14 protein-coding genes are annotated in these 14838 nt (G+C 53.3%); 4 read left to right on the top strand and 10 right to left on the bottom strand.

The features are described 5' to 3' along the window. The first annotated feature begins 103 nt into the window (after window positions 1-103). Window positions 104-1513, top strand: a complete 1410-nt coding sequence (locus tag KTH_RS02285) for a sensor histidine kinase (RefSeq protein ID WP_111322780.1) — start codon at window positions 104-106, stop codon at window positions 1511-1513. A 47-nt stretch (window positions 1514-1560) separates the two neighbouring features. Here the strand turns inward: KTH_RS02285 and KTH_RS02280 are convergent, their stop codons facing one another. The 3 genes from KTH_RS02280 to KTH_RS02270 form a co-directional block, all read right to left on the bottom strand. Continuing rightward, a complete protein-coding gene (locus KTH_RS02280; protein ID WP_111322778.1) occupies window positions 1561-2517 on the bottom strand; it encodes an NAD-dependent epimerase/dehydratase family protein in 957 nt (318 codons plus the stop codon). Between the two features lie 83 nt (window positions 2518-2600). Continuing rightward, on the bottom strand, window positions 2601-3641 hold the full coding sequence (locus tag KTH_RS02275; protein WP_111322776.1) for a hypothetical protein: 1041 nt from the start codon (window positions 3639-3641) through the stop codon (window positions 2601-2603). 27 nt (window positions 3642-3668) lie between these two features. Then, window positions 3669-4160, bottom strand: coding sequence for a hypothetical protein (locus KTH_RS02270; protein WP_111322774.1), 492 nt, complete (start codon window positions 4158-4160; stop codon window positions 3669-3671). 571 nt (window positions 4161-4731) lie between these two features. Here KTH_RS02270 and KTH_RS02265 point away from each other — a divergent pair. Both KTH_RS02265 and KTH_RS02260 read left to right on the top strand, forming a co-directional pair. Beyond that, window positions 4732-4929 (top strand): hypothetical protein, encoded by a 198-nt coding sequence (locus KTH_RS02265; RefSeq protein ID WP_111322772.1) that lies wholly within the window; start codon window positions 4732-4734, stop codon window positions 4927-4929. 172 nt (window positions 4930-5101) lie between these two features. Beyond that, the gene (locus KTH_RS02260) at window positions 5102-6139 is read left to right on the top strand and encodes an NAD(P)-dependent oxidoreductase (RefSeq protein WP_111322770.1); all 1038 of its coding nucleotides are present in this window, start codon (window positions 5102-5104) and stop codon (window positions 6137-6139) included. Window positions 6140-6219: 80 nt separating this feature from the next. Here the strand turns inward: KTH_RS02260 and KTH_RS02255 are convergent, their stop codons facing one another. The 7 genes from KTH_RS02255 to KTH_RS02225 form a co-directional block, all read right to left on the bottom strand. Continuing rightward, the gene (locus KTH_RS02255) at window positions 6220-6633 is read right to left on the bottom strand and encodes an NUDIX hydrolase (RefSeq protein ID WP_111322768.1); all 414 of its coding nucleotides are present in this window, start codon (window positions 6631-6633) and stop codon (window positions 6220-6222) included. A gap of 141 nt (window positions 6634-6774) precedes the next feature. Then, the gene (locus KTH_RS02250) at window positions 6775-7686 is read right to left on the bottom strand and encodes a Gfo/Idh/MocA family protein (protein ID WP_497616196.1); all 912 of its coding nucleotides are present in this window, start codon (window positions 7684-7686) and stop codon (window positions 6775-6777) included. Window positions 7687-7735: 49 nt separating this feature from the next. Beyond that, complete coding sequence (locus tag KTH_RS02245) at window positions 7736-8842, bottom strand: glycosyltransferase family 9 protein (protein ID WP_111322764.1); 1107 nt, start codon at window positions 8840-8842, stop codon at window positions 7736-7738. 8 nt (window positions 8843-8850) lie between these two features. Beyond that, window positions 8851-9690 (bottom strand): glycosyltransferase family 2 protein, encoded by an 840-nt coding sequence (locus KTH_RS02240; protein ID WP_111322762.1) that lies wholly within the window; start codon window positions 9688-9690, stop codon window positions 8851-8853. Between the two features lie 19 nt (window positions 9691-9709). Further along, complete coding sequence (locus KTH_RS02235; RefSeq protein WP_211326159.1) at window positions 9710-10702, bottom strand: radical SAM protein; 993 nt, start codon at window positions 10700-10702, stop codon at window positions 9710-9712. A gap of 25 nt (window positions 10703-10727) precedes the next feature. Further along, entirely contained in the window at window positions 10728-11693 is a 966-nt protein-coding gene (locus KTH_RS02230; RefSeq protein ID WP_111322758.1) for a glycosyltransferase family 2 protein, read from the bottom strand. Beyond that, complete coding sequence (locus tag KTH_RS02225) at window positions 11693-13414, bottom strand: carbamoyltransferase family protein (protein ID WP_111323089.1); 1722 nt, start codon at window positions 13412-13414, stop codon at window positions 11693-11695. The genes KTH_RS02230 and KTH_RS02225 overlap by 1 nt, the downstream gene beginning before the upstream one ends. Before the next feature lie 268 nt (window positions 13415-13682). On the opposite strand from KTH_RS02225, the gene KTH_RS02220 reads away from it, so the two are divergent. After that, a complete protein-coding gene (locus tag KTH_RS02220; protein WP_111322756.1) occupies window positions 13683-14801 on the top strand; it encodes a glycosyltransferase family 9 protein in 1119 nt (372 codons plus the stop codon). The last annotated feature ends 37 nt before the right edge of the window (window positions 14802-14838 follow it).

The following is a 14838-nucleotide window of genomic DNA, read 5'->3' as shown; positions in this document are numbered from 1 at the left end:
TGAAAGGATTTCGCTTGAAAGCCGTTTTTCTTATAATGGAAATTGTCGGTATTTTTTCTGTCATGTCAACGAAGAGCAGTAACCCGCAACAAGGAGCCATTCTATGCAGCCAAATTATTCTCAGGAACCCGCTATTGAAGCGGCGTTAACTGATCTAGTGCGTCTGGCACAATATATACGAGGGTCCTTCGCAGCTCCGCAGGAAACTCTGCAAGTACTTGCCTCCGAGCTTCTGAAGCGCCTTCTCACGTTCTCTCATGCTCAACGTGGAGCCTGGATTTTGTGTGCACCCGGCAGTGTTCAAACATCGTATCAGGCCGATGCTTTTCAGACGATGGCTCCTATAGCGGCGTTTTCTCGATTTCAGCCGCAAGAAGTGCAGCAGCTATTGAAGCTGAGGTCACGGGAAGAAGAGTTCGAGAGCTTGCCCCTTGAGACTCCTACGCTGCTTTGGCACCGGACAATTCAGCTCCCGCTCCAATCCCAACAACAAGACGCCTCCTCTCAATCATATATACAATGGGAGGGTTTCTTTTTTCTGGAATGGGGGTCAGATGGCAGAGATTTATTATTGAAGACGCAAGCGCTCCTTCCTTATCTTGCAGATATAATAGATGCACTTCTCCTTGATATGCTGTTGATTCGCCGGATGCATGATCTGGAAGAGCTTGCTTATCAACGAAGCGAGCAGAAAATAGAGTTTTTGAAGGCCGAATTACTGGCGACGGTCAGCCATGAGCTGCGCGGTCCGCTTGCCTCGATTCAGGGATACGCGACCACGCTGCTCCGGCATGATCAACAGATTACCCGGCAGGAGCGCCATGAGTTTCTGGTTGCAATCAACCAGGCGGGAAAACGGCTTGAGAGGATCGTGGGGCAGTTGCTCGAAATATCACAGCTAGAGACGCAGATTCACCCTTTCTCTCCTGATGCTGTAAATCTTATCTATGTCATTCAAGAATCTATTTTGAACGTGCAGCAGGCATTAGAGCAAGAGAGCAAAATGCGCAAGAAGGAATTGCAGCCGATTGTGTATCGCTTCCCGCGGCCTGAGAAGGGAGATGAGTTTGTTGTTGATGGAGATCGGCGGCTCCTGTGTGACATTTTTGAACATGTTCTGGAAAATGCTGCCCGCTACTCCCCTGGAGGCGGAACGGTTGAGATTGGTATGCAGCATGTCGGCCTGGAGAGCTTCCCGAGCCTGGCGGAACGCTCTGGGCATCGTCGCGTGATCGTGGTACCAGCAATGCCGCCGGAGGAAACAGCCTGGGTTGAGATTTGCGTCAAAGATGAAGGAATGGGAATTGCGCCTGAACATATGGAACGCATTTTTGATCGCTTCTATCGCGTTGACACTCGTATGACTCGCGAAGTCGATGGCCTCGGTCTGGGTCTGGCAATTTGCAAGCATGTGGTGGCGTTGCATCGTGGTGGGTTGTGGGTTGAGAGCGGGCAGGGGCAGGGAAGCACTTTTCACATTCTTCTCCCTCAATGGAGGGGCTCTAGAGGATAAGAGGCGCGAGAAGCCAGAAGAGAGCTCCCCGCGTCTTGCTGTCTGCTTTATTTCCGTGCCTGCCAGTAAGGTGACATTTTCAGGATCGATTTGCGAATTGAAGGGCGGAGCAGCGGCATGATAAGCCGAATGGGAGCAGGCGGGCGAGTCGCTTTATTCACGTCGCGCATGATCTCCTCAAAGCTATGACGCTGATATTGCAGCAATTCCTGACTTTCGGTTGTATCGAGCCAATCAGTGCAATAGGGCTCATGTCCGAAAGCCTCTTCGGGAAGCATGCCCACGCCCGAGCCCTCCAGCGAGCTCCGTAGATAATCGCGGTAACGTACCTGACAGGACTTGCCGCCGCCAATGAGCAGGATTTTCCCCCACACGGGCCGCTCGATTGCATTGGCAACTGCGAAGGCCACATCGAAGGGATGAACCATCTCGAAGCGCGTATCAAGCGGGATGGTGAACATAATCGGGTGTGGCGGACGCGGACTGAGGGGCGGCACATCGGCAAAGCGAAAAATGCACCATTCCAGGCCGGAATTGCGGATCATGCCCTCGGACTCGATTTTGTGGCTGCTATAATCGTCGGTCGCTTGCATGGGATCGGTCACCCGGCGTGGCGGCTCTTTATCCTGCGTATGGCCGAAGACGTCCAGCGTTGATGAGAAGAAGATGCGAGGCTTGATTGGTTGCTTTTGGGCGGCTTCAATGATGCGCCGGGTCCCATTCACGTTCACATCATAGGCAAGCTGCTTGTTTTCATCAACTGCGGGTGGAATGATTGCACCGAAGTGAATAATCAGTTCCTGGCCTGCAACGGCAGCTTCTACAGAAGGTGTATTGGTCAGGTTCCCCCAGACAATCTCAGCTTTTCCTTGAATCTGGCGTGCTTTTTTCTCGGTGGCCTGATTGCGTAGATCGAAGCAACGAACGGTATGGCCCCGCTTCAGAAGCTCTTGAAGCGTATGGAAACCCACGTTTCCAAAGGCACCGGTCAACAGAATTTTCATAGAAGAATGTCAATCTCCTCTTCAAAAATAGAGATGCTACAAATTATATTGCAAAATCTGAGACGAAAATATCCCGTTCCCCCTTAGAAGGCGGGCCATGCCGGGCGTGACGGCGTCGATGGGGGTTGCGTAGAACGGGCTGCAAGGAGCTTGTTCAATTCGATAATGACTGGATCAAGCGGCGTGCCGGTGCCTGGCAACGGAGAAAAGTGACCGGTCGCGATCTCGTGATGCAGGCTTTCAGCAATCCGTTGTGCCGCGAGCTGTGTGCTTGCCAGCATGTCAGAATCGAGCTTCAAGCGCTGCATGCGATTCAACAAATTGTTGAGCGGGATAGCAACCGACCAGAGGACGTGGCCCTCACTGAGTGAGACACGCGCGTGCATATCGCCATTTGCAATCTGTGCATGTGTCTCCGCAATTTTGCGCAATCCCTCTTCAAGCGCCTCTTTTTCGGCGGAGCGACTGCGCTCAAACTCCGCGATTTCTCGTTGTAGCGCAACAATCTCTTCTGCCTGATCCGCTCGCTGAATAGCATGGAGCAAGTGACGCATGATCACATAGACCACGATTGCAACGACAAGCTGAATCATGATCGGAAGCATAATCGTGATAGTATAAAGTTCATCTCGCATCATTGCTTCATAAGCGGTAGTATGCGGCACCAGCGTTGTTATCAGTAGTGTTTCGACACAGCCGATAGCTCCGACAATAAGCGATGCAATTGGTGGCAGGAGCGCCCCGGCAAGGATGACGGCTACCGTGAGCAGGTTGAGCAGCGGCAGCATCGAAGGATCCAGCGGGTTGGTTGCCATGACGGCTGAAACGGCGAAGAGAATGTAGAGAATCAGCGAACTGGCCGAGAGCACCTGCTTCCCGATACGCCCAAAGACATATGTGATGATCAGAAGGAGAATCATGACAATAGCGATTGGTGGCGAAGACGGGCTTTTGGGTGAATTAAAAATCATAATTGGTGCGGCAGGTAAAAACAGCACCGCGTTCGCAAGGAGAATAATACTTGTGAGGCGTGCATAGCGCTGCCGTTCGCGCCCCATCGGTGTCGGATCTGGCTCTTTGTTCGGCAAGGCGATGCGATACCACCACTCTAAGAGACGACGCATACAGTTGCTCCTTAGACAGGAAAAATATTACTCGATGATGTCAAATCTGCGTAACAGATCTATTACCTCATCGATCAGTTGGGGTGGTAAATTCAGTTGTTGCTTGATTTGTTGCGCACTTCTTTGCCCGTTTATCATGGTCAATACCATCCGAATAACCATGCGTTGCCTGGCCGTTAAGCCCTGAAGTAGCGCGGGATCAAGCGGTTTTTTCGGGCGCAACACGTTCTTTTGCGGAAGAGGAGAAGGGCTGAGTTGAGGGAGGGGAAGAGGACGGGTCGATATCGGCTCATTGGACTGGAACTCAACCTGCCATTCCTGGCACTGTTCCAGGATGTGCTGTGCGTGAGACCCTTCCAGCGTGCCATTTTGTCCCTTAATGAGATATTGTACAATATTCCCGTTTTGTATATAAACGTAACCAGTACCCCATTTACCAGCAGAAGTGATAAGAGTGCATGTCTGTCCTTTGAGAAAGGTAATCAGAACGGGAAGCCGTAAATAATATGTTTTCCCCATATTGCGCGTAGAGAGTTCTTTCGTCTTTGTTTATCATGCTGCAAAAGTGCATTTCTGCCTCTCAGACAATCACTTTCGCTGCTCGCTTCTTGTAAAGAGAAAGACCAGGCTTTGCCCTCAACAGAAGAGAGTTCCCTGTTTCAGTCCTTCCTTTTCCTTTCCTTTTTTACATCTAATGATAGATGTATAGCAAAAGTTTCATGCTTCGCTCATATACTATCACTCCTATAGACAGAATGCAATGTTTACTTCCAAAGAGTGGATCGAGGGCACTTTTCTTATAGTTTATATAGTAGAGAAAGTATACCTGGAAGCATGGCGAAATAGCATACTGCAATAGGTATGGTAACGAAAGTAATTGATTCTATTATGCATGTAAGGATAGAATAGAGATATTCAGAAGAAAGTGCAGATAGAACAACAGCATAGAAGTAATCATTTCATTGCTGCTATCGGGTGCTATCTACAATAGAGGGAGACAACCCTTTTGGCGACAGATGCCGTTTCGCTTATACTGCGAGTAAAAATATATCTTCTGTAGTACAGAAAGCAACTTCTGCGAAGCCCTGCCTTGTGGATTGGCACAATTCTGCTTGCGCTTGTTGTGATTATCGGGCCATTTGTTTTTCTGGCGAATCGGCGTGAGGACCCGGCTCCCCCTGGGGCTGATGCAGCTCGTCAGGCGCTCACGCCGCGCTTTCCCGAGCGTTATGCCCGGGTGGGCAGTAGGAATAGGATGCAGGGTGTAAAGCTCGACAGTGGCCTGTGATAGAAGATAGGACTGATGTGCGCGCTCCGCTCTTCTCGGGGATATAGCCATAGTCTATAGAGCATAGTTGTAAAACGCTGTGTTTTTCCCCGCTCTTTATACAATGAGAGAGAATAGACTATCGTTTATTGTGCATAAAAACTGGAATTCCATTCGAGGAGGGGAGCAAGAGATGAAGAATACAATGCCTGTCTCTGCCCTTGCAACAACCACCACTGATGAAGAAGGCCGCTATCTCGCGCATGAGCTTGGCAAGCGGGTTTCGCTGAAGTATACAGAAGAAAACTTGTCCGACGTTGATCAGGCAGAACTGGCAAAAGTCGAGATTTACATCCCTTTCGTGAATACCAGGATCGGGCTGGATGAATTGAAGAAGATGCCGCGTTTGCGCCTGATTGCCACGCGTTCTACCGGTTATGATCATATCGATCTGGAAGCGGCGGCACAGCAAGGTATCGCTATCACAAACGTGCCAGCGTATGGCGAGAGGACGGTTGCTGAATTTGCCTTCGCGCTGATGCTGACGCTTTCTCGTAAGGTCAACCTGGCTGCTACGCGCACACAGCACGATGACTTCTCACTCGAAGGGCTTCAGGGCTTTGATCTCTATGGGAAGATGCTTGGTGTTGTGGGTGCGGGCGCAATCGGGCTGCACATGATTCGTATTGCAAAAGGGTTCGGTATGGATGTTGTGGCCTTTGACGTGGTGCAGAATCGGCTGATTGCTGAAGTCCTGGGTTTTCGCTATGTCGACATGGATATGCTGCTCTCAGTAGCAGATATCGTCAGCTTGCATGTGCCGGCGTTGCCTTCCACCTATCATATGTTGAATCGGCCGGCGTTTTCAAAAATGAAGCGCGGAGCATTGTTGATTAATACTGCACGCGGTACTCTGGTCGATACTGATGCGCTGGTCTGGGCGCTGGACAATGGGCTTCTGGGTGGTGCAGGACTGGACGTCCTGGAGGGCGAGGCGTATTTACAGTATGAGGAGGAATTATTGTACTCAGAAGCATCTAGAGAGCAACAGAAGCTTGTCGCATTGAGCAAGCAGCTACAGCATCGGGATAATGTTGTCATTACGCCTCATATCGGCTTTAACACGAAGGAGGCGCTTTACCGCATTCTGGATATCACGGTAGAGAATATTCAAGCATTCCTGGATAATCATCCACGTAATCTGGTGCCCTTGCCTCAGGAAAAGAGTTGAGGAATAGATGAAAAGCCGCACTCTGGTCCCTCTTCTCCAAGAAAGGACCAGAGTTCCTTTTTGCCAAATAGTTGATCTCTCTATTCTAGAGTGAGAGCGTTTTGCTCCAGAAGGAATGGAAGCACCTGCTTTTTGACCAGCGGCGCAAGCAGGATATCCTGCTGCTTGTGCGGATCAAACCAGGAGACCTCGGCGATTTCGCGTGCTGGCTGGATCTCTCCGCTAACCTGCCCGCTATAGAGCTTCATATGTACCTGTGCGTCAGGCTCGTTTGCCGCAATTTCGGTAAAATCACCCAGGAAATGCAGCGTTTCGGGTACTACCTGGCAAAGCAGCTCTTCCTGAATCTCACGTGCCAGGCTGGCAAGCTCTGTTTCACCCGGATCGATCTTTCCTCCTGGAAGCATGAAATAAATGGTATTACGCTTTCGCACCAGTAGAACTTGATTCTGCCGTAGAAGAAGTAATCCAACGGTATAGATATGCTGTGGCATGATTGAATAAAGAACCTTTCGTCATATTGGAGCAAGTGGAAGTTGCTGAGCTCTCCATTTCAAGGATAGTGTAGCAGAAGAGTTCTCTCATAGTCAGCGGGAAAGGGGAGCTAGAAGCCGGAATGGGCTATACAACCGGCTTCAGCTATTCAGCAGAGATGTGAGTAAGAGTTGTGTTTTCAGGGCTTCTTCACCATTGCTTAAAGGTATAGTGTCACCAAGAATCGAGCGGATAAAGTGGTTGATGGCAGCTTCAAAGCCGCGGCGTTTCAGAATGGTATCCCAGGCGGCTGCGGCCTGAATCACACAGGCTCCCTCCTCTTCTACCTCCAGAATCTCCATATTTCTGACACGCACTATACGCCCGGTTGTGACAAGCTCAAGGAGTTCAAGATCACTGCCCGCCTGGCGGTGCATGGCGGTTGTAGCAAGGCGATTGTTGGGCAACGTATAGGTGTGGTAGGCGTAGTGGAGCCGATTCAGCTCATCAGCCTGGAGCCAGCCTTGAGCCTGCATCGTGTCGGTTTCGCCGAGCCAGCGCACGGTATCGACCAGATGAATATAGTCATCGAGCAGCGTTTCCGCGACGGTGCTATTGAGCCCGGCTCGTCGATGTTTCTCCATACGAATCCAGGCCGCCCGGGGAGCCTGTTCCTTCAGTTTCAGATAAAAGGGGGCAAAGCGGCGATTGAAGCCAACCATAAGCTTGCACCCGGTTTTCTGGCTGAGCTCTACGAGCCGTTCCGCTTCATCCAATGTGGCGGCCAGCGGCTTATCAACATAGACATCGATGTCGTGACGAAGCAATTGTGAGACCACTTCAAAGTGACTGATAGTTGAACTGTGCACAAATGCTGCATCACAGCCCTGGATCAGATCCGCCAGTGAGGCAAATTCAGGCACCCGATACGCCGAACTGATGGCATGTCGCTTGCTGACATTCGGCGTGAAGACGCCTGCAAAGCTCCACTCCTGTTCTCGCGTGAGCAGTGGCAGATATACTCGTTGTGCGATCGAACCCAGCCCGACCATTCCTATACGTAGCCTGTTCATAACTCTCTTTCTCCTGCCTGATGCACCATCTCGTTTCACTATTATAGCATCAAGAAGAAGATGAGCGATACTGAAACTCTTCCATATCTGGAAAGATCTGTGTTGCTGTTTCTACTACCTGTGAAACTGAAATGTTCCTCAAACAACGATATGCGATCGGACAGGTCGCATAACCACAGGGTCGACAGGGAACAGGGAAAGCGAGCGGACGGAATGGACCGGCTTGCAGGGGACCATTGGTTGCGGGATCGCCGCCGCCAAAGATCGTGACGGTCGGCGTACCAAGCGCATAAGCAATATGAGCCGGTCCGGTGTCGTTGGTAAGCAGAACGTTCAGTCGCTTGATAACTGCACCCAGGATGGGAAGCGAGGTCTTGCCGACCAGATTGAGACAGCGACAGTGGAGCTCACGGAATTGGCGCTCCATCTGGCGACTGTTATCCAGCTCCTCTGGCTCCCCGAGCAGCAGCAGCGTGCCGCCGAAGCGTTGTTGTAACGTGCAACCGGCCTCGACGAAGCGTGCAGGAAGCCAGCGCCGGGTTTTGTCTCGGGCACCGGCGTGCAGCCCGATCAGAGGCGGTTCCACTCCTGCCAGAAGCTGTGCTGCCTGCTGACGGTCCTCTGCACGAAGCGGAAAATCCAGCGTTTCGCCCCGGGTAGGCGCGCCGAGAAACTCAGTTAAGGAGAGCACACAGCGAATTTCGTGCACCCCGTGCGGATAGGGAAGGGCGGCATCCAGGAGACCGGGGCTGTCGTCAGGCCGAATGAAGCCTGCTGTCGCCTTCGTCCCCAGGAGCAGCAGGAAGGGGTTCGAGTAGACCCCGGTTCCCTGCATCTGAATGGCAAGATCAAACTGCTGTGCTTGCATCTCTTGCAGGAAACGCACAGTTTCGCGTGCCGAGAAGAGCTGTTCAGCAATACCAGGAAAGCCGGGGAAATCGACTATATGTTCAAAGTAGGGCAACCGGCTGGCAATCTCATGCAGCATAGGCAGGGTAATCAGGGTCAGTTCGGCATCGGGGAGGGCATGTCGTAACGCCCGAAATGCCGGAGTCGCACAGATAAAGTCGCCGATGCGCGATGCTCGCAAGAGGGCAACGCGACGCGGCGGCTCTGGAAGCCGTCGAAGCAATCCTGGCTTAAAGGCGTCATCCATAACAGCACTTATCCTTGTTGTATTGTTGTATAGCGTTCAACCATCTCGGGAAGCAGGCTCAGGGCATGACCGTCTACTGTCCCGGCCTTGTTCAGTACGGTCGTGGGAACCTGAGAATAGTAGGTGCCGGAAGGCATCAGTGCGCAGCCGCCCCAGCGCCGCATGAGCAGGTTCTGAACCAGGACCTCTTCACCCGAATGATAGCGGGGCAGGCGCGACCAGAAAGAGAAACCACCGACGTCAAGCAGCTTCTGACGGTCGTAGAGGATACAGGAGGCGATCCAGGCCACCTTATACAGCCGAAACTCTCCGGGTGCCAGCTTCTGGCTTGCGTGATACAGGTTGGCGGCGCGATGGAGCTGCCAGCGCTCCCACTGCGGCGAGTCGGGCTCAACGACCTCTGGCTGTACCGGGCCGTCCCAGTATTCCACTATTTGCTGATGAGGACGCACATCTTCTCGATGCGAGAGCCCGGCAGGAAAGGCACCCACAAAGGCACATTGTTCCCGCTTCAACATATCAAGCAACTTGCCGAGCACCCAGGGCTCCATAAATACATCATCGTCGAGATAGAGGACGGCATCCGCTGTCGCCTGCCGCAGCAAGAAATCGCGCTGTTCTGCGATGCCATGAAGCGGCTCACGGGTATGCCAATCAACCGAGCCGCCACGCGCCTCAATGACTCGCCTCAGCGTTTGAATGACCTGCTCTTCTCCGACCGGAGGTTGACTTTGATCGGCGACGATGACGCGTATATCAGTCAGGGTTTGGGCTGCCACCCCGGAAAGTGTCATCACAAGCGATGTCAGGCGGTTGTAGGTTGGAAGCAGAATGTCAACTGATGCCATGATGTGTCTCTCCAAAAAGCTAGAATGTGCCAGAATAAATTGAGCAGGAACGACAGATGTCCGGTGGATTCTCAGAAGAGAGCTGCTCGCGAAACTGTTGATAGGCCGCGCTGTGCCAGAGCTCGGCGCCCTGCTGATCGGTAATCTTGCCAAAATTGAAGCGATCGGGCGTTGAGATCATACAGCAGGGCATCGCGTACCCCTGATAGCTGAAGTACAGCCCACGCCAGGGCCAGTCACAGCGCTCTGGACCGGGCGTCCCCGGTGGGTGCATTCGCATTCTGATGCGTGGAAGTCGTAGCTCGATACCCAGTTCGGTGGCCAGGGTTCGAGCCTCGGCAAAGTAGCGCTCAACGTGCTCGGGATCTTCGTTGAGCAGTGTTTCCTGTTGCACAAAATCGCGCATGGGTAGATAGCGCTCGGGTAGGCTGGCCTCGCCGAAATCATGACAGAGATGCTGCACAAAGATCTGCTCAAAAGACCACTGTTTGGCAAATCGAACGATATCGGGCAGTTCCTGCAAATTCTGACGCATGATGACCATGACCATATGGAAGTGCGGGCTCTGGCTTCTCAGGCGCTCTCGGGCGTTCAGCACCCGTTCCAGATTGCGTAGCACACGATCGAAGTGGCCTCGAACCCGGATGCGTTCATAGGTAGAAGCGGTTGCAGCATCAATCGAAACATGCAGGCAATCCAGGCCGCAGGTCACGCAGCGTTCGGCTTTACGATCGTTCAGCAGTGTCATGTTCGAGTTGGTTGTCACCCTGATTCCCCTGCTGGCCGCGTACTCAACCATATCGAAGAAGCGGGGATGCATCATCGGTTCCCCCAGTCCCTGGAGATGCAGTTCCTGAAGTCCGGGGAACTGATCAATAATGCGGGTGTATGTCTCGAAGTGCATGAAGGCAGGCGGGCCATATGGGGGGCCATCCTGCCGAAACTGAATCGAGCACATCTGACAGCGCAGGTTACATTGTCCTACGGGTTCAATTTGGATATAGCCTGGCATCTGCATAGTTTCTCTCCTCAAGGCACTACCAGAAGAAAACGCGAAATTTCAGGGCGCCGCGCAAGCGCCAGAAGATGGCAAGCGGCGGGATCAGGACCGAGGTCACGATCATTTCCAGCACATGGGCCGGGGCGCGTGATGTGTGGCGCAGGCGACGCAGGCAGAAGCGCCCGGTCAGGCTGAACCAGAACAGGCCTCCAAGCAGCGTCAGCGCCTTTGACCGCCTGCTCAGCCCGAAGACAGCGAGCAAGAGAGCGCTCAACATCCCGTAATACTGGAGTGGCGGCGTCGCCTGGACGCGCTCGCGATAGAGCTCGGGATGCTTTTTATAGAGCAGCGCATTAAACATGCTCTTTTGTTGCTGCTGTATGCTGATACCCCAGGGAGCGGGCCGAATAGGGTGCACCACAATTGCCTGTGGTACATGTTTCCAGGGAATGTCTGCCTTCAAAAGTGAGAAGAACAGATCGCTGTCCTCGCGCCAGGGGGCCGTGAAACGCTCATCGAAGCCGTTGAGTCGTTCCAGCACGTCTCGACGGAGAAAGCAATTGGCTGTGACAAAATCGCTGTTTGAAAGCAGAGCTGCATTGCGCTCGTAGTCGGTGGGAACAGGCGGCAGGGGTACAATGACGCGGCCAGAAAGAGCGCCAGTGCCATCTTGAAAAGCGGCCATGCCAGCGCTAAGCCAGTCATGCTGTGGTTGACAATCATCATCGGTAAAAGCGATAAATCGGCCTCTTGCCTGCCTCCATGCCAGGTTACGGGCAACAGCCGGGCCGCACTTTTTGCCTGCGAGATAGCGAATGCAGGGCAGGGTTTTGTTCTGCCAGCGTTCAATAAGCTGTCGCGTCGCATGGCTGGCTGCATCATCCACTATCAAGATCTCATAAGCGTCCGGCGCGAAATCCTGAGAGACCAATGCTTCAAGGCAGCGCTCAAGCAGCTCATTGCGGTTGCAGGTTGGCACTACGACTGATACTTCAATGCTCATCAGCTATCCTGTCGTTTTTCCAGTAAAAATGAACCGATTACCAGTGCATCCAGCGGAGAAGTCCAGAAACATTCAATAGCGTCTCGTGGCGTGCAAACAATCGGCTCGCCACGCGTGTTGAACGATGTATTCACCAGAACAGGAACGCCGGTCCGCTGCTCAAACGCCTTGAGCAGGTCATAATAGCGGGGCTGCTGTTGCCGGTTGATTGTTTGAATGCGGGCGGTGCCGTCGATGTGGCGTACGGCAGGGATCTGATCTGCTTTTTCCGGGACAATATCGTAGACAAAGAGCATAAACGGTGAAACGCTCCCGTTGACGAACCACTCAGCAACCGCTTCTTCCAGCACAACCGGAGCAACCGGGCGAAAATCCTCGCGATCTTTGATCTCGTTGAGCCGATTTTGCATAGAAGCATGCAAGGGTGAAGCGAGGATAGAACGCGCTCCGAGCGCCCGGGGCCCAAACTCCATCCGTCCCTGGAACCAGCCAATAATCTTATCCTCGGCAAGCAGGGCCGCGGTCTCTTCGGCAGGATCGCTCAAGCGCCTGTACGATAGCTTCGACCAGCGCAGGAACTGCTCTATCTCCTCATCCGAGAATGCGGGACCGAGGAAGGCATGCTCCATCTGATAGCTGCGGGTTGCGCCGGGGCGCTGCTGTGCATCGACCACCAGAGCCGCGCCCAGAGCGGTTCCAGCGTCTCCCGCTGCCGGTTGAACCCAGATATGCTTGAAAGGGCTCTTATCGCGTAATCGAGCATTCAACACGCAGTTGAGGCCGACACCGCCAGCGATACACAGCGCGTCAAGCCTGGTTGTCTGATGGAGCCAATCAGCCAGATGAAGCACCGTCTCTTCAAGGACACATTGCAACGAGTGCGCAATATCGAAATGGCGCTGCTCCAGTGGCCCACCCTTGAAGCGAGCCGGGCCAAAGCGCTCCTCAAGCCGCAGGGGATCAATCGTATAGCTTCCATCGGAGCCGAGATGGATCAGTGAGCGGAACTCGTTCAGATAGGTTGGCTTGCCGAACGAGGCCAGTGCCATCACCTTATACTCGTCGGATGAATGCAGGAAGCCGAGATATTCGGTCACGCGCTCATAGAGCAGGCCGAGCGAGTGCGGCATATCGACCTGCCTCAGGCGCTGAATGCTGAGCCCTTCGCCGATGCTGTAGGTGGTCGTGGCCTTCTCGCCGCGCCCGTCAAGCGTCATAATGGCTGCTTGCTGAAAGGGTGAAACCAGAAAGGCGCTTGCGGCATGGGACAGGTGATGCTCGACAAAGTGCCACTGATAGGATCGTTCCCCCCGGAAGCGAGCTTTCAAGTGGTGGGGGACGCCTCCTGTGAGGTGCCGGGGCGCGTTGACGATGGAAGAGAGAAAGAGTGGCTCCCAGGGCGATTCCCATTCGGGCGCGACCGGCCGGGCGCTTGGCTCCAGGGGTAATACAAGTGCCGCGTCGCCTTTGTGGGAACCGAGCAAAAGTGCAGGATCGAAGGAATAGCCAATATGGTCGACATCTTTCAGATAGATTCCAGCTTCTTGCAGGCAATATGCAATAGCATGAAATGGGAGCTCATACGTAGAAAAGGGGATGGGGCGCTTGCCATGTTTCTGGTGAGTGAAACGTTCTTCCTCCGCCGCCGCGATAATCCTCCCATCTTGAAGCAGGCAGGCTGCTGAGTCATGAAAGGCGGCATTGATGCCAAGAGTATACATGTCGCGACCTCCAGTTTTGGAAATACGATTGCCAATCGTTTGAGTATTGAAAAACTTCAAGATGTCCCTCACCGGAGGGAAAGGCTCCTTTCTCCTGAGCACGCAGGGCAAGCAAGAAACGTAACATCTCCATATATCCATTGTAGGAAAATGGTGGCAAATAGAAGAAAATCAATCTGTGAAGGACAAAACAGGGTGCTGGCTTGTCTTCGTCATCCCCCTACTACTCGTGAAGGGAATGAATGAACTCAATTTGAAAGGAGTGACGATGGTACCCGAAGGATCTGTTATCCCTGATGTACGGAAGATAGCTGTGCTAAGAGCAAATGCGCTTGGTGACTTTATCTGCGCTTTACCCGCACTTGAAGCATTGCGTGCAACATATCCCCGAGCCGAGATCGTGCTGCTGGCGAAGTCCTGGCATCAGGCGTTTTTGCGCGGGCGGCCCGGCCCGGTTGACCGCGTGATTGTGATTCCCCCTTGCGCGGGTGTTGGCATGCCCGAGACGTATCAGAATGATGAGGAGGCGCTTGAACGCTTCTTTCAGGAGATGGCAAGGGAACGGTTTGATCTGGCTTTTCAGATTCATGGTGGTGGCAAGTATTCCAATCCGTTTCTGTTGCGGCTTGGGGCGCGGATCACCATTGGTCTGAAGGCCGAGGATGCGCCGCCGCTGGATCGCTGGCTTCCCTATATCTTTTTCCAGCAAGAGGTATTGCGTTACCTTGAAGTGGCTTCTCTGGCGGGTGCAAAGATGACGGTACTTGAGCCACGTCTGACAGTCACTCCTGCCGATCTGGCTGAAGCTCAGCGGGTGTTGCCTGAAGAGAGGAGGCCATTGGCGGTGTTGCATCCAGGGTCTGGTGATCCGGCCCGGCGTTGGGCTCCAGAGCGCTTTGCAGCGGTTGGCGATGCGCTATATGAGGCGGGGGCGCGGGTGGTTGTCACCGGTACGGGAAGCGAACGGCCAGTCGTGGAACAGGTTATTCACGCGATGCGGCACGAAGGGTACAATCTCTGTGATCGTCTCTCCATAGGGGGGCTGGCCGGGCTCCTGACGCGGAGTCGCGTGGTGATCTCGAATGATTCGGGGCCGCTGCATCTTGCCCGGGCTGTAGGAGCGGCTACGGTGGGAATCTATTGGTGTTTCAATATGATGAACTACGGGCCATTGTCGCGCTTACATCATCGCCCGTTTGTTTCCTGGTTGCTGATCTGCCCGGTGTGTGGCGTCGATCGGTCGCAGAAATCGTGTGATCATCATGCATCCTTTGTCAACACCATTGCACAGGAAGATGTGGTTGCCGCGGCTCTAGACCTGTTCTCGAAGTCACTTCCCTCTCGAGATGAAGCTATAGTAGAAAAGCTGGTCACAAATAGAAAGTAGGAATAGCGAGCAGAAATAGCGCGTAAGAATAGAAAGT

The sequence above is a fragment of the Thermosporothrix sp. COM3 genome (assembly GCF_059696735.1).
This window is presented reverse-complemented; position numbering and strand designations above follow the sequence as displayed.